17 protein-coding genes are annotated in these 20,117 nt (G+C 35.0%); 5 read left to right on the top strand and 12 right to left on the bottom strand.

The features are described 5' to 3' along the window. Window positions 1–18: 18 nt before the first annotated feature. Window positions 19–1,137, bottom strand: a complete 1,119-nt coding sequence (locus tag BHX94_RS01785; protein ID WP_111744670.1) for a citrate synthase — start codon at window positions 1,135–1,137, stop codon at window positions 19–21. Between the two features lie 263 nt (window positions 1,138–1,400). Between BHX94_RS01785 and BHX94_RS01780 the strand changes: the two genes are divergently transcribed. Further along, window positions 1,401–2,819 carry an amino acid permease gene (locus BHX94_RS01780; protein WP_111744669.1) on the top strand — a complete coding sequence of 473 codons (1,419 nt, stop codon included), beginning with the start codon at window positions 1,401–1,403 and terminating at the stop codon, window positions 2,817–2,819. A gap of 73 nt (window positions 2,820–2,892) precedes the next feature. Here the strand turns inward: BHX94_RS01780 and pyk are convergent, their stop codons facing one another. From pyk to BHX94_RS01745, 7 genes are all read right to left on the bottom strand, one after another. After that, window positions 2,893–4,653: a pyruvate kinase gene (pyk, locus tag BHX94_RS01775; protein ID WP_111744668.1), complete on the bottom strand. Its 1,761-nt coding sequence runs from the start codon at window positions 4,651–4,653 to the stop codon at window positions 2,893–2,895. Window positions 4,654–4,735: 82 nt separating this feature from the next. Then, window positions 4,736–5,695, bottom strand: coding sequence for a 6-phosphofructokinase (gene pfkA, locus BHX94_RS01770; protein ID WP_111744667.1), 960 nt, complete (start codon window positions 5,693–5,695; stop codon window positions 4,736–4,738). Window positions 5,696–5,903: 208 nt separating this feature from the next. Continuing rightward, entirely contained in the window at window positions 5,904–6,848 is a 945-nt protein-coding gene (accA, locus tag BHX94_RS01765) for an acetyl-CoA carboxylase carboxyl transferase subunit alpha (protein ID WP_111744666.1), read from the bottom strand. A gap of 2 nt (window positions 6,849–6,850) precedes the next feature. Next, the gene (gene accD / locus BHX94_RS01760) at window positions 6,851–7,705 is read right to left on the bottom strand and encodes an acetyl-CoA carboxylase, carboxyltransferase subunit beta (protein ID WP_111745074.1); all 855 of its coding nucleotides are present in this window, start codon (window positions 7,703–7,705) and stop codon (window positions 6,851–6,853) included. Window positions 7,706–7,710: 5 nt separating this feature from the next. Further along, window positions 7,711–8,154 (bottom strand): FadR/GntR family transcriptional regulator, encoded by a 444-nt coding sequence (locus BHX94_RS01755; RefSeq protein ID WP_111744665.1) that lies wholly within the window; start codon window positions 8,152–8,154, stop codon window positions 7,711–7,713. 87 nt (window positions 8,155–8,241) lie between these two features. Next, entirely contained in the window at window positions 8,242–11,400 is a 3,159-nt protein-coding gene (locus BHX94_RS01750; protein ID WP_331463393.1) for a DNA polymerase III subunit alpha, read from the bottom strand. Window positions 11,401–11,409: 9 nt separating this feature from the next. Continuing rightward, on the bottom strand, window positions 11,410–12,354 hold the full coding sequence (locus tag BHX94_RS01745) for a DHH family phosphoesterase (RefSeq protein ID WP_111744663.1): 945 nt from the start codon (window positions 12,352–12,354) through the stop codon (window positions 11,410–11,412). 72 nt (window positions 12,355–12,426) lie between these two features. On the opposite strand from BHX94_RS01745, the gene BHX94_RS01740 reads away from it, so the two are divergent. Beyond that, on the top strand, window positions 12,427–12,780 hold the full coding sequence (locus BHX94_RS01740; RefSeq protein WP_111744662.1) for a YtpI family protein: 354 nt from the start codon (window positions 12,427–12,429) through the stop codon (window positions 12,778–12,780). Between the two features lie 48 nt (window positions 12,781–12,828). Here the strand turns inward: BHX94_RS01740 and BHX94_RS01735 are convergent, their stop codons facing one another. Then, window positions 12,829–14,130, bottom strand: coding sequence for a DRTGG domain-containing protein (locus tag BHX94_RS01735; protein WP_096076163.1), 1,302 nt, complete (start codon window positions 14,128–14,130; stop codon window positions 12,829–12,831). A gap of 31 nt (window positions 14,131–14,161) precedes the next feature. Further along, the gene (locus BHX94_RS01730) at window positions 14,162–14,845 is read right to left on the bottom strand and encodes a metal-dependent hydrolase (protein WP_111744661.1); all 684 of its coding nucleotides are present in this window, start codon (window positions 14,843–14,845) and stop codon (window positions 14,162–14,164) included. Window positions 14,846–14,983: 138 nt separating this feature from the next. Here BHX94_RS01730 and BHX94_RS01725 point away from each other — a divergent pair, with 138 nt between their 5' ends. Both BHX94_RS01725 and BHX94_RS01720 read left to right on the top strand, forming a co-directional pair. Next, on the top strand, window positions 14,984–16,054 hold the full coding sequence (locus BHX94_RS01725; RefSeq protein ID WP_111744660.1) for a M24 family metallopeptidase: 1,071 nt from the start codon (window positions 14,984–14,986) through the stop codon (window positions 16,052–16,054). Beyond that, window positions 16,051–16,683, top strand: a complete 633-nt coding sequence (locus BHX94_RS01720; protein WP_111744659.1) for a copper homeostasis protein CutC — start codon at window positions 16,051–16,053, stop codon at window positions 16,681–16,683. Before BHX94_RS01725 ends, BHX94_RS01720 begins: the two co-directional genes overlap by 4 nt. 50 nt (window positions 16,684–16,733) lie before the next feature. Here the strand turns inward: BHX94_RS01720 and ald are convergent, their stop codons facing one another. After that, a complete protein-coding gene (gene ald / locus BHX94_RS01715; RefSeq protein ID WP_111744658.1) occupies window positions 16,734–17,849 on the bottom strand; it encodes an alanine dehydrogenase in 1,116 nt (371 codons plus the stop codon). Between the two features lie 208 nt (window positions 17,850–18,057). Here ald and BHX94_RS01710 point away from each other — a divergent pair, with 208 nt between their 5' ends. Further along, window positions 18,058–18,555 (top strand): universal stress protein, encoded by a 498-nt coding sequence (locus BHX94_RS01710; protein ID WP_111744657.1) that lies wholly within the window; start codon window positions 18,058–18,060, stop codon window positions 18,553–18,555. Between the two features lie 298 nt (window positions 18,556–18,853). On the opposite strand, the gene BHX94_RS01705 is transcribed toward BHX94_RS01710, so the two are convergent. Next, the gene (locus tag BHX94_RS01705; protein ID WP_111744656.1) at window positions 18,854–20,053 is read right to left on the bottom strand and encodes an acetate kinase; all 1,200 of its coding nucleotides are present in this window, start codon (window positions 20,051–20,053) and stop codon (window positions 18,854–18,856) included. Window positions 20,054–20,117: the final 64 nt, after the last annotated feature.

Below are 20,117 nucleotides of genomic sequence, written 5' to 3'. Positions count from 1 at the left end.
TTAAAATTTTTAATCATATTATCTTTCTTCAACTGGAACATATTTTCGACCAACTTCACCAACATAAGTTGCACGTGGACGAATAATTCTGTTATCACTATATTGCTCTAAAATATGCGCAATCCACCCAGAAGTACGAGATACTGCAAAGATTGGTGTAAATAAATCATGTTCAATACCCATTGAGTGATAAACTGTTGCTGAATAAAAATCAACATTCGGTAATAAACCTTTTTCATCTTTTAAAATATCAGCAATACGTACAGACATATCAAATAATTCTTTTTGACCAGTCTCATCAGTAATTCTTCTAGACATTTCTTTTAAGTATTTAGCACGTGGATCTCCATTTTTGTAGACACGGTGACCAAAGCCCATAATTTTCTCTTTTTTAGCAATCTTATCTGCTACATAGCTATCTACATTATCTAATGAACCAATTTCATTCAACATTTTCATAACCTGTTCATTAGCCCCACCGTGTAATGGTCCTTTTAATGCGCCAGCTGCAGCGACTACACCAGAATACATATCAGATAATGTAGAAACAGCAACACGTGCAGTAAATGTAGATGCGTTTAATTCATGATCGGCATGAAGAATTAACGCTTTATTGAAACCTTCTTCTTGTACAGCTGTTGGTTCTTCACCGAACAACATATATAAGAAGTTAGCTGCATAACTTAAGTCTTCTTTCGGTTTCACTACTTCTTTTCCTTGGCGAACACGAGCGAATGCTGCTACAAGTGACGCTACTTTAGCCTGAATACGAATCGCTTTGTTCATATGAGCATCTTCATTAAATTCATCAGCACGCGGATCAAAATGCGCTAAATAAGATAAAGAAGTGCGTAATCCTGTCATAGGATGAACATGATCTGCTGCATAATCTTCAAAATGACTGTACATTCTTGGGTGTAAAGTCATATTTTCAAATAATTGCTTCCTAAAATCAGCCAATTCTTCCGCATTCGGTAAACGGAAGTTCCATAATAAGAAGACAACTTCTTCAAATTGTGCGTTTTCTGTTAAATCATCTATTTCATATCCTGCATAAGTAAGTTGATCATCGATAATTGAACTTACTTTAGTGTTTGAAGCAACAATACCTTCAAGGCCTTTCACTAATTCTGCCATTTTTGACTCCCCTTTGCACCATAATTTTTGTTATGCCAAATGTAATGGCTTTCACAACTCAATTATATCTAATGTCCTCACATTTGTGAATGAATTAGGAACTTAGAAAATTTTTATCTTACGTGATAACTTTTACTTATATTTAAATTTTTATTTTATCATTTAATTAATCCTTAAAAATATTAAGAATATTTTAAAAAATGTTTGTGGTTTTCAGTTTTTAATAAGATAATATAGATACTAAAAATGAAATGGGGATTAGTATGGCAAATCATCAGCGTAATATCGAGGAACGAAACGATTTACAACGTTCGTTGTCAAATCGACACATTCAACTGATTGCGATTGGGGGCGCAATTGGTACCGGACTCTTCTTAGGAGCAGGGAAGTCAATCAATCTGGCGGGTCCATCAATCTTATTTACTTATTTAATTATCGGACTCTTTTTATTCTTGTTTATGAGAGCACTAGGAGAATTATTATTATCTAATACAAACTATCATTCGTTTACTGATATTGCACGTGATTATCTAGGAGACTTTGCAGGTTATATTACCGGTTGGACATATTGGTTCTGCTGGGTAGTTACAGGGATGGCTGAAGTAACAGCCATCGCTAAGTATGTACAGTTCTGGTGGCCGGACTTTCCGACATGGTTATCATCACTTTTATGTATCCTTGTATTAATGTTCTTAAACTTACTGACAGCTAAACTATTTGGAGAATTAGAATTCTGGTTTGCATTGATTAAAGTTATTACAATCGTTGCATTAATCATTACAGGAATCGTACTTATAGTCATCGGATTTAAAACAAACTTTGGAGTAGCAACGATAACAAATCTTTGGTCACATGGTGGATTCTTCCCAAATGGAACAAACGGATTCTTATTAAGCTTCCAGATGGCAATATTCAGTTTCGTAGGGATTGAGTTAATCGGTGTAACAGCTGGTGAAGCACAAGAGCCTGAAAAAACATTACCAAGAGCAATTAACAGTGTGCCGATACGTATCGTGTTATTCTATATCGGTTCTTTAATCATCATAATGAGTATCACGCCTTGGGATAAAATCGATCCAAACGAAAGTCCTTTCGTTAAGTTCTTCGGGTTAATTGGCATTGGATTTGCAGCAAGCTTAATCAACTTTGTAGTAATTACTTCTGCTGCATCGTCTTGTAACAGTGGTATCTTCTCTAACAGTCGTATGTTATTCGGTTTAAGTAAGAACTATTCAAAAGGAAACGACAGTTTCTTCCAACGTACGAATAAAGCCGGTGTACCTGCCAACGCAGTAGTATTCTCAAGTGTGTTGTTATTATTATCAGTATTACTGAATTACTTTATGCCTAATGCAAACGCAGTATTTACATTAGTAACGACTGTTGCAACAGTATTCTTTATCGTTGTATGGTCTATTATTCTTGCAGCATATCTTGTTTACTTAAAACGTAAACCACAGTTACATCAGTCAAGTCTTTACAAATTACCAGGCGGTAAAATTTCTGCTATCGCAATTCTTTTATTCTTCGTATTTATGTTCGCTCTATTGTTTATGGCTGAAGATACAAGAATGGGATTATTCGTATCACCATTGTGGTTTGTATTGTTAGCAATTATGTACGCTGCACAAGGTGGATTTAAAAAAGGAAGTTTTGATCCACATAATTATGATAATAAATAATAAAAAATAAGAAGCACAGGACATTAATCCTGTGCTTCTTATTTTTATAATCAAATTCACCTATATATAGCAATTAATTTACTTTTGCATGTCCAACATAAACTTTGTTGTGCTCTGCATCTACTGTTACTAATGTACCAGTCTCTAGTTTTTCCATAACGTCTGCAACGCCAACAATCGTTGGTTTCCCTAACGTTAATCCAACAACTGCTGCATGAGACGTTAAGCCACCTTCTTCAGTTACAATCGCTAAAGCTTTTTCAATGTAAGGAACCATGTCAGCATCTGTAGATTGTGCTACAATGACTTTATCTGATAAGTCTTTATCTGCTAATTCTTCTGCAGATCTAACAGCTAATACTTTACCAACTGTAGCATTACGCCCAATACCTTGTCCTGCTGCAATGACGTCTCCAATTAAATGAATCTTCATTAAGTTCGTTGTACCAGCTTCACCAGTAGGGATACCTGCAGTGATAATAATTAAATCACCATTTTCAACAGTTCCTACTTCTATTGCTGCCTGAACCGCTTTATCTAATAATCCGTCTGTCGTTGATTTTCCTGTCTTAATCACTGGAATAACACCCCAAACAAGTGCCATATGACGCGCAGTTTCTTCATAAGGTGTTACAGCAATAATATGAGCATGTGGACGATATTTTGAAATTGTTTGTGCTGTCGTTCCACTTTCAGTTGCAGCAACAATTGTTTGAACATCTAAATTTAAAGCAGTATGTGCAACAGAAACACCAATAGCATTAACCATTGACGCTTGATTTAATTTCGTTCTGTCGGATAATAAACGCTTATAATCCTGAGCTTCTTCAGCTGCAAATGCAATATTATGCATCGTTTTAACTGACTCTTCAGGATATAAACCCGCTGCAGTCTCACCTGATAACATGACAGCATCTGTTCCGTCATAAATCGCGTTTGCCACGTCACTTGCTTCTGCACGTGTACAACGTGGGTTACGTTGCATTGAATCCAACATTTGCGTCGCTGTAATTACTGGTTTACCCATAATGTTACATTTTTGAATCAAATCTTTTTGCACTAATGGTACTTCTTCTGCCGGAATTTCAACACCCATATCTCCACGAGCAACCATTAATCCATCTGAAACTTCTAAGATCTGATCAATATTTTCAATACCTTCTTCATTCTCAATTTTAGGAATGATATTAATGAAATCGCAATTTCTATCCTCTAAAATTTTACGTATTTCTAAAACGTCACTTGCACGACGAACGAATGATGCTGCGATAAAGTCAACACGTTGTTCGATACCGAATATGATATCCTGCGCATCTTTATCCGTAATACCTGGTAAATTCACTTTAACACCCGGCAAATTAACACCTTTTTTATTTTTTAATTCCCCCGCATTGATAACATCACAGATAATTCTGCCTTCTTCATGCTTAATATCTTTAACTGTTAGTTCGATTAATCCATCGTCCAAAAGAATCGTTGAACCAACATGAATATCGTTAATTAAATCTTCATATGTCACAGAAAATTCTACTGGCGTTCCTAATACTTCTTTCATATTAATTGCTACTGTAGAACCTTTAACTAATTCAATCTTATCATTTTCCATGTTATGTGTACGAATTTCAGGGCCTTTAGTATCTAAAAGAATCGCTACAGTTTTATCTAATTTTTTAGCCACTTTACGAATCGTATCAATGCGTGCTTTGTGTTCTTCATGACTACCATGTGAGAAGTTTAAACGTGCTACGTTCATTCCAGCATTCATTAATTTCTCTAACATTTCTGGCGATTCTGATGCTGGTCCTATCGTACATACAATTTTAGTTTTTCTCATGTTTATGAGCCTCCGGTAACTTTTTTTTATACTATTCAATTAAGAAAGTTAATGCTAATGCAGTATTCATTCAACAGTTATATTAAATTGATAATTCATTTGATAGTGCATACATTTGTTCATCTAAAGTATGCTTTGCAGAGAATATATCATCAAATGACGTCTTTGATAATTTATTATTCAGAATACCAACAGCTAACCCTGTTTCATCATTCATTAATAGTTCTACAGCATAGCCACCTAGTCTGCTTGCTAATACTCTATCTAATCCTGATGGAGATCCACCTCGTTGCATATGTCCTAATACAGAAATACGTGTATCAACATTAATATACTTCTTAAGCTGTTCACCACATTCGTGACCACTCATTACACCCTCAGCAACAACAATGATCGAGTGTTTCTTACCACGCTCAATACCTTGTTGTATTTTATCTGCAATTTCTTTAATATCTTTTTTATGTTCTGGAACTAATACTGTCTCAGCTCCACCAGCAAGTCCTGACCATAAAGCAAGGTCTCCTGCGTCTCGTCCCATTACTTCAACAATGAATGTACGTTCATGACTTGACGCAGTGTCACGAATCTTATCAATTGCTGCTATAATTGTATTTAATGCTGTATCGAAACCGATTGTAAAATCAGTACCATTGATATCATTATCGATTGTACCCGGGATACCAATCGTCTTAATACCTTCTTCATTCAGACGTTGCGCACCTCGGTAACTACCATCTCCACCAACTACAACTAATCCTTCAATGCCTAGCTGTTTTAAATTATCAATACCCTTTTGGCGCACTCCTGGATCTTTAAACTCAGGGCAACGCGCTGACTGCAAGAACGTACCACCACGTTGAATTTTATCTCCTACAGTACCACGTTCCATCTTATGTATGTTATTATTCACTAAACCCTGATACCCTTGATAAACCCCATAAACTTCAATATCATGGTACATCGCTTTACGTACGACTGCACGCACAGCAGCGTTCATACCTGGTGCATCCCCACCACTTGTTAATACTGCTATCTTTTTCATAGTATTATCCTCACCTTTTGTCTGTTGATACCTTTAAATTAACACAATCCAATATTTATATCCATTAAAATCATGTATTATAACAGATGTAACCGTTTTATCTATGAACAAATTAAAAACCCGTTAGAATAAGCATCTACGAGTTTCTTTTTAAGCGTTCTCATTGTTTTTCAATTATTTACATAACATCATTTACTGACATGTAAATTTACATTGCACTACCAATTTTTCTGAATTTATCATAGCGCTGATTTTTTAATGCCTGTTTATCTAATTGCATTAACTCATTTAAATGTTTTTCAATAGAAACATCAATATGTTCACTTTGCGCAGCTATATTTAAATGTGCGCCACCTTTAACTTCTGTAATCAGTTCATCTACAATATTAAGTTCCAGTAAGTCTGGTCCCGTAATTCTCATACTTTCTGCAGCGAGCTGTGCTAAACTACTATCCTTCCATAACAATGCTGCAGCACCTTCTGGCGAGATAACAGAATACGTTGAGTTTTCAAGCATTAATAATCGATTACATATCCCTAAACCTAAAGCACCACCACTACCGCCTTCTCCAATAACAATCGAGATAACCGGTACTGAAAGACCCGCCATTTCAACTAAGTTTCTGGCAATCGATTCACTTTGTCCTCGTTCTTCTGCAGCTTTACCAGGATAAGCACCTTTCGTATCAATAAATAATATTATAGGGCGATTAAATTTATCAGCCTGCTTCATTAATCTCAACGCTTTACGATAACCTTCTGGATGTGCCATTCCAAAATTTCTATATATATTATCTTTTGTATCTTTGCCGCGCTGATGTCCTATTAGTGTGACAGGTTCCCCTTTATATCGTGCTACACCACCAATGATTGCCGGATCATCTCTAAAGTTGCGGTCACCATGAAATTCAATAAAATCTTCGAACAAATAATGAATGTAGTCCAGTGTTGTTGGACGTTCTGTAAGTCGTGCAATTTGAACACGCTGCCATGGTGTAAGGTTATCATAGATTTCATTAAATTTTTCTTCCCTAGAAATCTGTAATGTTTTAACTTCATCACTTAAGTCTACACCTTCTGAAGCCATATATTTCTTTAATTCTTCAATTTTTCTATCAAGTTCGATTAACGGTTTTTCAAATTCAAGCGCCATAGTTATACTCCTTTCGTATGCATCGCGATGAGTTTACTTAACGTTTCTTTCATTGCTTTACGATGTACTACTTTATCCAGTTGTCCATGTTCAAGCAGGAACTCAGCTGTTTGAAAGTCGTCAGGTAGTTTCTCATTGATTGTCTGTTCAATAATACGTCTACCAGCAAAGCCAATTAACGCTTCTGGTTCAGCTAAATTAATATCTCCTACAGAAGCAAAGCTAGCAGAAACTCCGCCAGTTGTCGGATGTGTCATATAAGAAATAAACAAGAGTCCTTTTTCGCTATGTCTTTCTATCGCTACACTTGTTTTAGCCATTTGCATCAGAGATAGAATCCCTTCCTGCATACGTGCACCTCCGCTAGCGGTAAAGATAACAAATGGAAGTTCATGATCAGTGCAGTAGTCGATTACTCTGCTTATTTTTTCGCCGACTACTGTCCCCATAGACCCCATTCTAAATCTGGAATCCATCACACAGATACCGAATTGATTTCCATCTATTTTACCGACACCGGTTACAACTGCTTCATTTAAACCAGTCTTTTCTTTATCGCTTTCTAACTTCTCAGCATAATTTGGAAATGAAAGAGGATTTTGAGAAGCAATCACGGCATCAAATTCTTCAAAACTATCCTTATCAGTAAGGGCTTCAATGCGTTCATATGCACTTAATGCCATGTGATGATCACAATGAAAACAAACATTTAGATTTGTACTTAATTCTTTTGTATACATAATCTTCTTACATTTAGGACACTTGACCATGATACCTTCAGGAACTTCTGTATCTTTCATGTTCTGTACAGCTACATATTTTTTTTTCTTATTGCGCTTAAATATATCTTTGAACATATCCATTACCCCTCTACATCATATGTCTTTTCAAACTGTTTCAATAATTTCCAAACACGAAACATGATAGTATTACGCGTTTCAATCGCATCTTTTAAATGCTGTACATTTGTATTGTCAACATTCACGATTGATTCTATCATATGTATAAAATCAGTAATTTCATCTTGCTGCGTTTCAGTTGTAACAACATAGCCTGCTATCATTTCAATAAATTGATTATTATCCATTTCTGTTAAATAAGTACCTTCACCGCGTCTTGTTTCAATCACGCCAAGCATTTCTAAAGCTCGGAGTGCTTCACGAACACTTGACCTGCTAATATTAAGATTTTCACTCAAATAACGTTCAGAAGGTAGTTTATCGCCAGCAGTTAAATTTTTAGTTTTTATAATTTCATTAATTGCAGTAATTACTGCATTAAATCCTTTGTTTGGTATTGGATTCAAGGTTTTTCCCCCTTCTCATCAATAAAAAAACCTTAGTGGTCAGACCACTAAGGAATACTATACCATATATTAAAATGATTTGAAATGTTAAATTAGACGAATATCTGCTTTATCGTATCGAGACATAAAGTCATCTAGTTTGTCTCTTTGAATAAAACCTATCGGTTGCATTTCGTTCTGTTCAAATTGAATCACTTCAATATCACCTTGTTTATTGATTTGTTCTGTATTTTGAACAGGGACTCTCACATATAATTGCTTCGCATTCAAGTGAATATTTTTAATAAATTCATCGACTTTAATTACTTCGTTTACAATGATTTGATTATCTTTCTTATCATCAAATTTCCCTTTAACAATAAGTGGCTTATTGGTTTGAATCAATGTCTCGTATTGCTGGAATACTGTGGGAAAAACGACAAGATTCATCTGCTGAATACCATCCATCGCTTGTACAAATGCCATTGGTTGACCTTTTTTTGTTCTAATTCTTCTTAATCCTTCAATCCAGAGTAAGATATATTGGTCATTTACCTTCTGACTCATACGATATAGGGGTAAAAACTGTAGTTCATTAAACAATGCTTCGATTGGATGTCTGGAAATAAAGAAACCAAGATACTCAAGCTCATAACTAGCCTTTTGATCATCCGACATCTCTTCATGATAATGATAGATTTTCTTCTTATTGAGTCCTAAAGACTCAAGAAAGTTCATTTCACCAAAAGCTTCTTTCTCAACATCAAGAATCGCATCAAGTGAAGCAAGCAAAGTTGCACGATTTTGCTCAAATCGATCAAAAGCACCAACATGTATCAATGCTTCCAGCAATGCTTTAGATTTAACGCGTTTCGGAATTCTGGCACAAAAGTCATATATATCTTTAAACGTTCCTTTTTTTCTTTCTTCAACAATTTCAACCACACTTCTGTATCCTACTCCCTTAATCATACCGAGTGACATCATAATACCTGTCTTTTGCGCTTTGTAATACCAGCCAGCCTGATTAATATCAGCGGGATATATATTGATCATTCTTGATTTTACTTCAGCGATAATTTCTTTTGTTTTATGCTCAACACCAATTTGATTACTGAGTGTCGCGGCATAAAATATATTTGGGAAATGCACTTTAAAATACATCATAATATATGATATTTTTGCATACGCGACAGCATGTGCTTTATTGAATCCATAATTAGCAAACTTTAAGATTAATTCATAAATCGCCGTCGCATCTTGTTTTGAATAACCATTCTTCATGCTACCTGATACAAAATGCTCCTGTTCAGCCAGTAATGTCTGATGGTTCTTCTTACTCATAGCACGTCTTAAAATATCCGCCTCACCTAAACTAAATCCAGCAAATCGATTTGCAATCTGCATAATTTGCTCCTGATAGATGATTACACCATAAGTAGGTGATAGAATATCCTCTAAATCAGCATGAGGTAAGTGAACTGTTTGCTGATTATGACGTCTTTCAATATATAACGGTATTTGTTCCATCGGACCAGGACGATAAAGACTTAAAACTGCAACAATGTCATTGAAATTTTCTGGTTTTAATCGTTTTAACACATTCCGTATTCCGTCTGATTCTAATTGGAATATTCCCATTGAATCTCCACTGGATAACTGCTCGTAAACTTTTATATCATCCATCGGGATTTGTTCAATATTTATCGTCTTACCATATTGTGCTTTAATAGAACGTAGTATATTATGTATAATCGTTAAATTACGTAAACCAAGAAAATCGATTTTAAGTAATCCAACCGCTTCTACTTCTGTCATATTCCATTGGGTTAGTGGGTATTCTTCACCCATCAATAAAGGTACATAATCTGTAAGTAACTGGTCATGAATGATAATACCTGCAGCATGTGTCGATGTATGACGTGGTAAACCTTCCAGCGACCTTGCAATCTGATACCATTTTTTGCGTCGGTCATTGTAATCAATAAAGCTTGAGAATGCATCATCTTCATATGCATCGATTAAATTATTAAAGCTTTTATTACTTAATATTGAACTTGCTTCTTTTAACTCACTTTCTGAAAACTGCAGTATGCGTCCAACGTCACGCATCACTGCTTTCATAGACAGATGACCAAATGTCACGATACCACTTACATTGAATGCACCATATTTCTTAATGACGTATTCAATTACTTTATCGCGCTCTTTATCTTCAAAGTCAATATCAATATCCGGCATCGTTACACGTTCCGGATTTAAAAAACGCTCAAAAAGTAAATCATGCTCTATCGGATCAATTGTAGTGATACCAAGCACATAACTAACAAGCGAACCACTCGATGATCCACGACCTGGGCCTACCAATATGTCATGTGTCTTCGCAAAATGTATGAGATCACTAACAATTAAAAAGTAATCAGAAAATCCCATGCTTTGAATGACTTTATATTCATACATTAATCGTTCTTCATAAATATTATCAAACTGTGGAAACTTTACTTTTTGCTTTTGTAAAAGTTCAAATAGATATGCATCACTTGTTAAATCATTTGGTACTGGATATTTTGGCAGATGTGTCGACTTTTCTAGTATAACATTACATGATTTAGCGATTTGCTCTGTCGCCTGGATGTCATTTTCAGAAATACCAAAATCTAATAATATTTCATCTGATTTAATATATTGTGTTCCAGACTTTAATTGAATTGTCTCTAGCGGTATCTTTTTATTATCATCAATTGCGTTTAAGATGCTTAAATCTACAATACCCTCTGGCGATAAGTATCGCACATCATCGATATATACACGTCTAGCTTCAATTGTACTATCGTGACTGACATAATAATCGGCTTCATCAATGACAAAATGTTGCTGATTGGCATCTAATTGTTTATAGATAACAATTAACTGGTCAGTATATTGACGCAGTACATCAGTTGATATTTTTTGTAGTTTTTTCAGTTGAATACGTGAAGACAACTGCATCAGGTTTTTGAAACCCTCATTATTTTTGGCTAATAAAACTGTATAACAATCTTCAATTCCGTCCGTCAGGATAATTTCCATACCAATAATCGGTTTAATACCGGCATCTTTGCAAGCAGAATAAAATGACTGTACACCAAATAATACATTTAAGTCAGTAATTGCAACTGCGTTTTGTCCATGTGACTTGACACTATCAATCAAATCATTAATTTTTACCGTTGAATGTAGCAGATCATATGATGTATGGATATTTAAATGTACAACCAAGTTATTCACCTCATTTTATTAAGCATTCACCAATGCTTTTAATTGCGCTATTAATCTTTCTAATTCCTCAACACTATATACTGATGCGCCACTCGCCAATGGATGACCACCACCATTATATTCTGCTGCAAGTGTGTTAATAACTACATCTTTACTGCGAAGACGAACACGTATTTCACTTGTTTCATCAATAGCAAACGCCCATGCTTTAATGCCTTGTGTGTCTGCAAGACTATTAACAAATAAAGATGCTGCACTGGCAGATATATTAAATTGTTCTAAAATTTCCTTCGTAATGAATATATACCCTACGCCATCCTCAAATTTAAAATGTTGCAACACATATCCCTGAAATCGAATTGAAGTTAAATCGCGTTGCTGCATTTGATTAATCATCTGCGTATGATCAATATCGTATTTCAATAGTTCTGAAGCAATAGCCATTGTTTTGCTCGTCGTATTATTAAATAAGAAACGACCTGTATCACCTACGATACCGATATAAAGACAGCGCGCAATTTCTCGCGTAATTAAATCTGTACCGTAACCGATATTTAACAGAATTTCATAGATTATTTCGCTTGTAGACGAACTATCCGTATTAACGACATTTATTTCCCCATATTGGTCAACCGGCGGATGGTGATCTATCTTTATGATTGATTTACACATTTTATAGCGCTCGTCATCAATGCGTGGTGCATTTGCCGTATCTAACACTAAACCAAGTGCGTCGGTAAATATCTCGTCATTTATTTCGTCCATTTCACCAATAAAGCTTAAATTGTCAACTGAACTTCCTACTGCATACACATGTTTATTCGGAAATAGCTTCTGTATTGCATATTTAAATCCTAGTTGAGAACCTAATGCATCTGGATCTGGACGTACATGTCTAAATATTATTATCGTGTCGTAAGCATTAATTTTTTCAATCAATGCACCTATTTCATTTTTATTCATAATTTCTCCTTTGTTTGATAGATTTACAGGTGTTAAAGATATGCTATAATCTTTAAGACTGGAGGTTTAAAGATGGAAACAATTTTCCCTTATATTATCATGATCACTGTTACAGTGATGATCTTCTCTTTTATTTTCACGGTGTATAATATCGCGAAATATTTTAGAGAAGTAAAAGATGTACGTCGTGCCTGGTATAGAGCACGTGCACGTCAATGTTTTTCAATCTTCATGTTTGCTTTTGCATGTAATCAAATATTACTATTCCCAAATACATTTACTTATATCATCTGCGCATTACTTATTGCTTATGCAATTTATAATTATCAATATGCAATAAAGGCTAAAAAATATTTTGAAAGTCACTTTGGTGAAGAAGATGCAGCATGGGAAGCATTGCGTAAAAAACAGCAAAACAGAAAATAATCATCATGATTAAAAAGAGATTGAGGCTTCTGCCTCAATCTTTTTTGATTAGTAATAATGTTCAATCACCTGAAGAATTGTCATTGCTTTTGCAACCGCATTATTATTCTGCATAATAGCAATTTCAATCTTTGCAAACTTACGTCCAATATCCAGCAACTTAACTTCAACATCCAGAATGGAATCTATCTGGACTGTACGAATGAAAAAGATATTGATACTATCAATCAGTACATCTCCACGAATTAACTTTTTCATATGAAATTTAACTGATTCCTCAATAATTGCAAGAAAAACAGATTTACTTAAACTACCATACTGATTAGACATTTGAGGAGTAATCTGTATTGAAATTTGATCATTATTAAACTTCATCTTCTTTAATATCTGATCATTAAATGTATCGCCCATATGTGGCTGTCTGTCTGCTGATTGCATTGCTTTTAACACATCTTCTCTAGAAACAACACCAATTAAGTTATTATAACGCGATACAACTGGCAACAATTCGATACTTTCCCAGATCATAATATGTGCACAACTTGCGACAGTCGTATTCAAGTTAACAGTAACCGGTGACTTAGTCATAACCTTCTTAATCTTTTCAGAAGGATTTTGATTAAAGATATCTTTACTTGTCACCATACCACTTAATTTATTGTTTGCATCTAACACTGGAAAACGCGTATGTTTAGAGCTTTCTGATAATGCATGCCAATCGCTGATTGAATCATTTTCCTTTAAGTAACGTGTTTCATCTAATTTAATTAAAATATCTTGTGCAGTCAGCACTTCTTTCTTGATCAATTGATCATAAATCGCACGGTTAATCATATTGGCAACCGCAAATGTATCAAAATTAGAAGAAATGATCGGTAGCCCTAATTGATCAGATAAATTCTTAACTTCTTCAGCAGTATCGAAACCGCCTGTAATTAAAACTGCTGAGCCTTTGCTTAACGCGAGCTTCTGAACTTCGATTCGATTACCTACAATTAGCAGTGTATTTTCTCCGATATACTTACTGACTTCTTCAACTTCCATTGCACCGATTGCAAATTTCGTCAGCGATTTGTGCAGACCACTTCTGCCACCTAGTACTTGTCCATCTATAATATTAACAATTTCAGCAAAAGTCAGCCGGTCAATTGAGTTTCTCGTTTTCTTTTCGATTCGAACAGTTCCAACACGTTCTATCGTTGAAACGATTCCATTATTCTCAGCTTCTTTTATTGCGCGATATGCTGTACCTTCTGACACATTAAGATCTTTTGCAATCTGTCTAACCGAAATTTTACTTCCTACTGCAAGACCTGATATATGTTCGATGATTTGTTCATGTTTTGTCAATTTGCCACCTAGTTTCCATAACTTTTAATGCTTAAAGTGTTACTGATTGTCCTGCGTCAAGAATTTCTACTGGACTTTTAACCTGTGCTCTAAACTCATTTGGATCCACTTCAATGTAAGGGAATGTGTTGTAATGAATTGGCACAGTTAATTTCGGATTTATAAATGTGTTGATCGCATACGCTGCATCATCGATACCCATCGTAAAGTTATCACCAATCGGTATAAAGCATAAGTCTACGGGATGTCGTTCTGCGATAAGCTTCATATCTGAGAATAATCCAGTATCTCCTGCATGATAAATCGTCTTGCCTTCTACTTCAATGATAAGTCCGCATGGCATCCCGAAATAAATAATATTTCCTTCGTCATCGTATAATGAATTACTGTGAAATGCTTGTACATACTTTACAGTACCGAAATCAAATTTCCATTTTCCACCGATATTCATCGGATGTGCATTTTCAATCCCTTGCCCACCTAAATAAGAAACAATTTCTGGTGTTGCAACGACTGTTGCATTTGTTCTTTTAGCAATCTCAACAGTATCACCAATGTGATCACCATGACCATGTGTTAATAAAATATAATCTGCCTGAACAGTTGAAGGATCTAAATCTGATAATTTATTACCTGTAATAAAAGGATCTACTAAAACCTTTTTTCCATTACTTTCAAAAGCAATACAAGATTGTCCATGAAAATATACTTCCATATTTAGCACCTCTCCCTATTTATTAAGTTCATTATACATTATTAGTGAATGTTTTAAAAAGATTGTAAGACGCTATTGATTGAATATTTACCTTATCTTTCATAAACTAGAGGTATTCAAAACAGAAGGAGCATGATTATGAAACAAACATTAAAAAATTTACAGCAATTGATGCATTCACAATCTATTGAATATGCATGGATTACGACACCAGAGAACATTAATTACTTCAGTGGTTTCTTATCAGATCCACATGAACGCCTTACTGCTTTATATGTAACTCAGGACAATGCTTTACTTGTTGTTCCAAATATGGAAGTCGAAGATGCTCAGAAAGCATCAAATCTTAATGCATATGGTTACTCTGATACTGAAGATGCATTTTTAGTTGCGAAGCAAAATACTAACTTCCCGGATAACGCAACACTATATATTGAAGAAGAACATGTTACAGTTAAGCGTGAAAAATCTTTATTTCAGAATTTTAAAGCTGCGCAATTAAATGCAATAGATCAAATCATCAAAGATATGCGTAATATTAAAACAGCAGATGAAATTGAAATTCTAAAAAGTGCTGCACAATTTGCTGATAAAGCATTGCAAATCGGCGTTTCACATTTAAAAGAAGGTATTACAGAAAAAGAAGTGGCACAACATTTAGAATCAGAAATTTTAAAAATTGAAGGAATCAGCGGTATGAGTTTCAATACGACTGTACTTTTCGGCGACCACGCAGCAAGTCCTCACGGTACACCGGGTAAACGTGAGCTAAAAAATGATGAGTATGTACTATTTGATTTAGGTGTTATTTATAATGGTTACTGCTCAGATATTACAAGAACAATTGCTTTTGGAAACCCACCTGCATTTCACCAGGAGATTCATGCGATTGTTACTGAAGCAAATCAACGTGCAATAGAAGGGGTTAGACCTGGTGTTAAAATTAGTGAAATCGATGCACTCGCACGCGACTATATTACTGAAAAAGGATATGGCGACGCGTTCCCTCATCGTTTAGGGCATGGCTTAGGTATTACTGTGCATGAATTTCCAGATATTTCTTCTGCAAATGATGATACATTGAAACCAGGGATGTGTTTTACAATTGAACCTGGTATTTATTTACATGATGAGATAGGCGTACGTGTGGAAGATGATATTTTAGTGACTGAAGATGGTTATGAAGTATTGACTAGGTATGAAAAATGATTAAAGAAGCGGTTGTAGAAACATTTGACGAAATTATCTATGCGGCCAACCATGGTGCAAATCGCATTGAACTTTGTGATAATCTGTCTGTCGGTGGTACAACACCTAGTTTCGGACTTGTAAAGCTCGCTATAGAATATTGTCATCCACTAAATATTGAAGTAGCAGTAATGATACGTCCACGTGGTGGTGATTATACCTATAACTTATTTGAAAAAGAAGTAATGCGAGAAGATATTATTGCATTACAATCATTTAACGTTGATGCATTCGTCTTTGGTGCATTAACAAATGATAATGCTCTGGATACATTTACAATGCATGATTTAAGAAAGGCAGCGCTGAATGTACCTTGTGTAATGCATATGGCATTTGATCAGATTCCTTTAAGACAACAATTAAAAGCAATGGATGCTTTAATTCATATGAATTTCAAACGTATATTAACACATGGTAGCGAAGATAAATCATCGCCAATACTTGATAATGTTAATCAATTAGGTCGACTATTAAGACATTCAAAAGGAAATATAGAAATCATGCCTGGTGGCGGATTAAATAAAGATAATTTAAATGATTTACTTGAACTTATTCCATTTCAGGAGGTCCATGGTACAAAAATTGTATAAAAATTAAGAGGAGTGCGATGACGCACTCCTCTTCTACTTACAACATTAAATTACTTCTCTAATAACGATTTTGCATCAACATATTCTAAACCTTGATCATCAGCTACAGCTCTGAATGTAACATTACCATCTAAAGTATTGAAACCTTTTAAGATTGCTTCATTATCTAAAGCTGCTTGTTTATAGCCTTTATTTGCAATTTGTAATGCATAAGGAATCGTAGCATTCGATAACGCCATCGTTGAAGTACGAGGTACTGCTCCAGGCATATTTGCTACTGAGTAATGAACAACATCGTGTTTAATAAACGTTGGGTCATCATGTGTCGTAATACGATCTGAAGTTTCAAAGATTCCACCTTGGTCAATCGCAATATCAATGACTACTGAACCTGGGCTCATTGATTTAATCATTTCTTCAGTTACTAATTTAGGCGCTTTAGCACCAGGAATTAATACAGCACCGATAACTAAATCACTGTTTTTAACTGATTCTGCAATATTTAAAGGTGTAGACATTAATGTTTGAACCTGACTACCAAATAAATCATCTAATTGTTGTAATCTTACTGGAGATAAATCCAGAATTGTAACATCTGCTCCTAAACCTATAGCCATTTTCGCTGCATTAGTTCCAGCTTGTCCACCACCAATGATAGTCACTTTACCTTTTTCAACACCAGGAACACCTGCTAATAAAATCCCTTTTCCACCGTTTGTTTTTTGTAGGAATTGCGCACCAATTTGAGTCGCCATACGTCCAGCAACCTCACTCATTGGAGATAATAATGGAAGTCCACCTGTAGGTAATTGTACTGTCTCATAAGCAATACCAACTACTTTCTTCTCTAATAAAGCTTTTGTCAGTTCAACTTCAGGTGCTAAATGTAAGTAAGTAAATAAGACTAATCCTTCTTTAAAATATCCAAACTCTGCTGATAATGGTTCTTTTACTTTAATCACCATATCTGTATCCCATGCTTGCTCAACAGAAACGATTTCAGCACCCGCTTCTTTATAATCCTCGTCAGTGAAATAAGACCCCATACCTGCACCTGCTTCAACGCGTACAGTATGTCCATTTTCAACTAAAGCATGTACCCCACCTGGTGTTAAACCTACACGGTTCTCGTTGTTTTTAATCTCTTTTGGAATTCCGATAATCATTAAAATTCATCCCCTTAATTTATAAATAATAACGCTTACATCACCATATTAGCACTTTGATGCTGAAACGCAAACCCTTTTGTTTTAAATTATATTTAAATCAATAAAAATGAATTTTTAACGACCGTGTCACATACTTTTTCCATAATTAGTGATATAATTAAAGTATAGAAAAGATTCGCAATATATAAAAAATGGAGGGAAAATCATGTTAGTATATAAAAATATCTTAATTGCAGTCGACGGATCAAGCGAAGCTGAATGGGCATTTAATAAAGCAGTAGAAGTTGCTAAACGTAACGATGCCACGCTTCACATCATCAATGTTATCGATACTAGAAGTTATGCGAGTGTTGAAGCATATGATCGTTCTATTTCCGAACGTGCAACACAGTTTGCTGAATCATTATTAGATGGTTATAAGAAAGTTGCCGAGTCTCGCGATGTAAACAACGTTGAAACTTTAATTGAGTACGGATCTCCAAAAACGATTATTCCTAAGAAAATTGCTCAGAAATTAAATGCTGACCTTATCATGTGTGGTTCAACAGGATTAAATGCAGTTGAACGATTCATCATCGGATCAGTTTCAGAAGCAATTGTGCGTCATGCTGAATGTGATGTGTTAGTTGTAAGAACTGAAACAATGCCGGATAATTTTGAACCTGAAGTAGCTACGAAGGAATTTATGGATCAGAACAAATAAAATAAATCAATGCGGAGATGTGTAAAAAGGAAAATGCAATTATTTTAGCAATTGCAACTTGCTTCTATTATGCAATCGTTGATTTACAGAGAAAACACAAGAAACGCTGATAACTACTCTCCTTAATAAATAGAGCTAAAATGATCATCGTCATTTTAGCTCTATTTTTGTTGGGATATATGATAAACAGATGTTCGGAAACGGTTGTATTTTTAATTTACTACCACTTTCCGTACAGCTAACTCTTCCACAATAAAAAACTACCTATTCAATATGAATAGGTAGCATCATAAATCTATTATCCTAATTCCCCGAATTCCATAACGTCACGAGCAATCATTACTTCTTCATCTGTAGGAATAACCATTACAGTTACACGAGAATCATCTGTTGAGATAATTGCTTCCTTACCACGTAATCCATTATTTTTCTCAGGGTCTACTTTAACACCTAAGAATTCTAATTTTTCACATACTGCTGCACGGATTGTATCAGAGTTCTCACCTACACCTGCTGTAAATAAGATACCATCAACGCCACCCATTACTGCTGCATATTGTCCGATATATTTTTGAATTCTATCGACATAGATATCCAATGCAAGTTGAGCGCGTCCTTCGTTATTCTCAGCTGCGATTTCAATATCACGCATATCACTTGAAATACCTGTAATACCTAATACACCTGACTCTTTATTATATACATTCAATAATTCTTCAGCAGATTTATGCAATTTTTCCATTAAATAAGGAATGGTAGCAACGTCAATATCACCTGTACGTGTACCCATCGTAATACCAGCAAGTGGTGTGAAGCCCATAGAAGTATCTACAGATTTACCATCTTTTACTGCTGTAATTGATCCACCATTACCAATATGACAAGAGATAATCTTTAAACCTTCTTCATGGTTTCTATCCATCATTTCTGCTGCACGTTGTGCTACATATTTATGACTTGTACCATGCGCACCATATTTACGTACTTTATGTGCTTTATAATACTGGTATGGCAAGCTATATAAGAATGCTGTTTCAGGCATTGTTGAGTGGAAAGAAGTATCAAATACTGCAACGTGTGGAATATCCGGTAACATTCTTCTGAAAGCCTGAATACCCATTAAGTTAGCTGCATTATGTAGTGGCGCAAGTTCGATTAACTTTGCGATTTTTTCTTCAACGTCACGATTCACTAATGCTGAAGTTGGGAATAAATCTCCCCCTTGAACAACACGATGTCCTGTTCCATCTAATTCATCAACACTTTTAATAATACCGTAATGAATCATGCGTGCTAACATCATATCAACCGCTTCTTCATGGTCTTTAATATCTAAAGTTCTTGTACGTTTTTCACCATCAACTGTCAATGTGAATACTGAATTTTTCAATCCGATTCTTTCTACTAAACCTTTAGTTAATACTTTTTCTGATGGCATTTCGAATAATTGGAATTTTAAAGACGAGCTACCGGCATTGATTGCCATAATTTTCTTCATGAAAATCCTCCTAAATAAATTTTAACACTTTTATTTAATCATTAATACAGGTTTAAAGCAACAA

The organism is Macrococcoides bohemicum, assembly GCF_003259675.1.
Lineage (GTDB): Bacteria > Bacillota > Bacilli > Staphylococcales > Staphylococcaceae > Macrococcoides > Macrococcoides bohemicum.
Note: the sequence above shows the minus strand (reverse complement) of the source record. Positions and strands in the feature narration are given on the sequence as shown.

What these genes read in the sequence shown, in the direction of transcription:
- BHX94_RS01720 (WP_111744659.1), top strand. Translation starts at nt 16,051, where the DNA reads ATGATTAAAGAAGCGGTTGTAGAAACATTTGACGAAATTATCTATGCG.
- BHX94_RS01725 (WP_111744660.1), top strand. Translation starts at nt 14,984, where the DNA reads ATGAAACAAACATTAAAAAATTTACAGCAATTGATGCATTCACAATCT.
- accA (WP_111744666.1), bottom strand. Translation starts at nt 6,848, where the DNA reads ATGGCGCTTGAATTTGAAAAACCGTTAATCGAACTTGATAGAAAAATT.
- BHX94_RS01705 (WP_111744656.1), bottom strand. Translation starts at nt 20,053, where the DNA reads ATGAAGAAAATTATGGCAATCAATGCCGGTAGCTCGTCTTTAAAATTC.
- BHX94_RS01740 (WP_111744662.1), top strand. Translation starts at nt 12,427, where the DNA reads ATGGAAACAATTTTCCCTTATATTATCATGATCACTGTTACAGTGATG.
- BHX94_RS01785 (WP_111744670.1), bottom strand. Translation starts at nt 1,137, where the DNA reads ATGGCAGAATTAGTGAAAGGCCTTGAAGGTATTGTTGCTTCAAACACT.
- BHX94_RS01780 (WP_111744669.1), top strand. Translation starts at nt 1,401, where the DNA reads ATGGCAAATCATCAGCGTAATATCGAGGAACGAAACGATTTACAACGT.
- accD (WP_111745074.1), bottom strand. Translation starts at nt 7,705, where the DNA reads ATGTTCAAAGATATATTTAAGCGCAATAAGAAAAAAAAATATGTAGCT.
- BHX94_RS01730 (WP_111744661.1), bottom strand. Translation starts at nt 14,845, where the DNA reads ATGGAAGTATATTTTCATGGACAATCTTGTATTGCTTTTGAAAGTAAT.
- pyk (WP_111744668.1), bottom strand. Translation starts at nt 4,653, where the DNA reads ATGAGAAAAACTAAAATTGTATGTACGATAGGACCAGCATCAGAATCG.
- ald (WP_111744658.1), bottom strand. Translation starts at nt 17,849, where the DNA reads ATGATTATCGGAATTCCAAAAGAGATTAAAAACAACGAGAACCGTGTA.
- BHX94_RS01745 (WP_111744663.1), bottom strand. Translation starts at nt 12,354, where the DNA reads ATGAATAAAAATGAAATAGGTGCATTGATTGAAAAAATTAATGCTTAC.
- BHX94_RS01710 (WP_111744657.1), top strand. Translation starts at nt 18,058, where the DNA reads ATGTTAGTATATAAAAATATCTTAATTGCAGTCGACGGATCAAGCGAA.
- pfkA (WP_111744667.1), bottom strand. Translation starts at nt 5,695, where the DNA reads ATGAAAAAGATAGCAGTATTAACAAGTGGTGGGGATGCACCAGGTATG.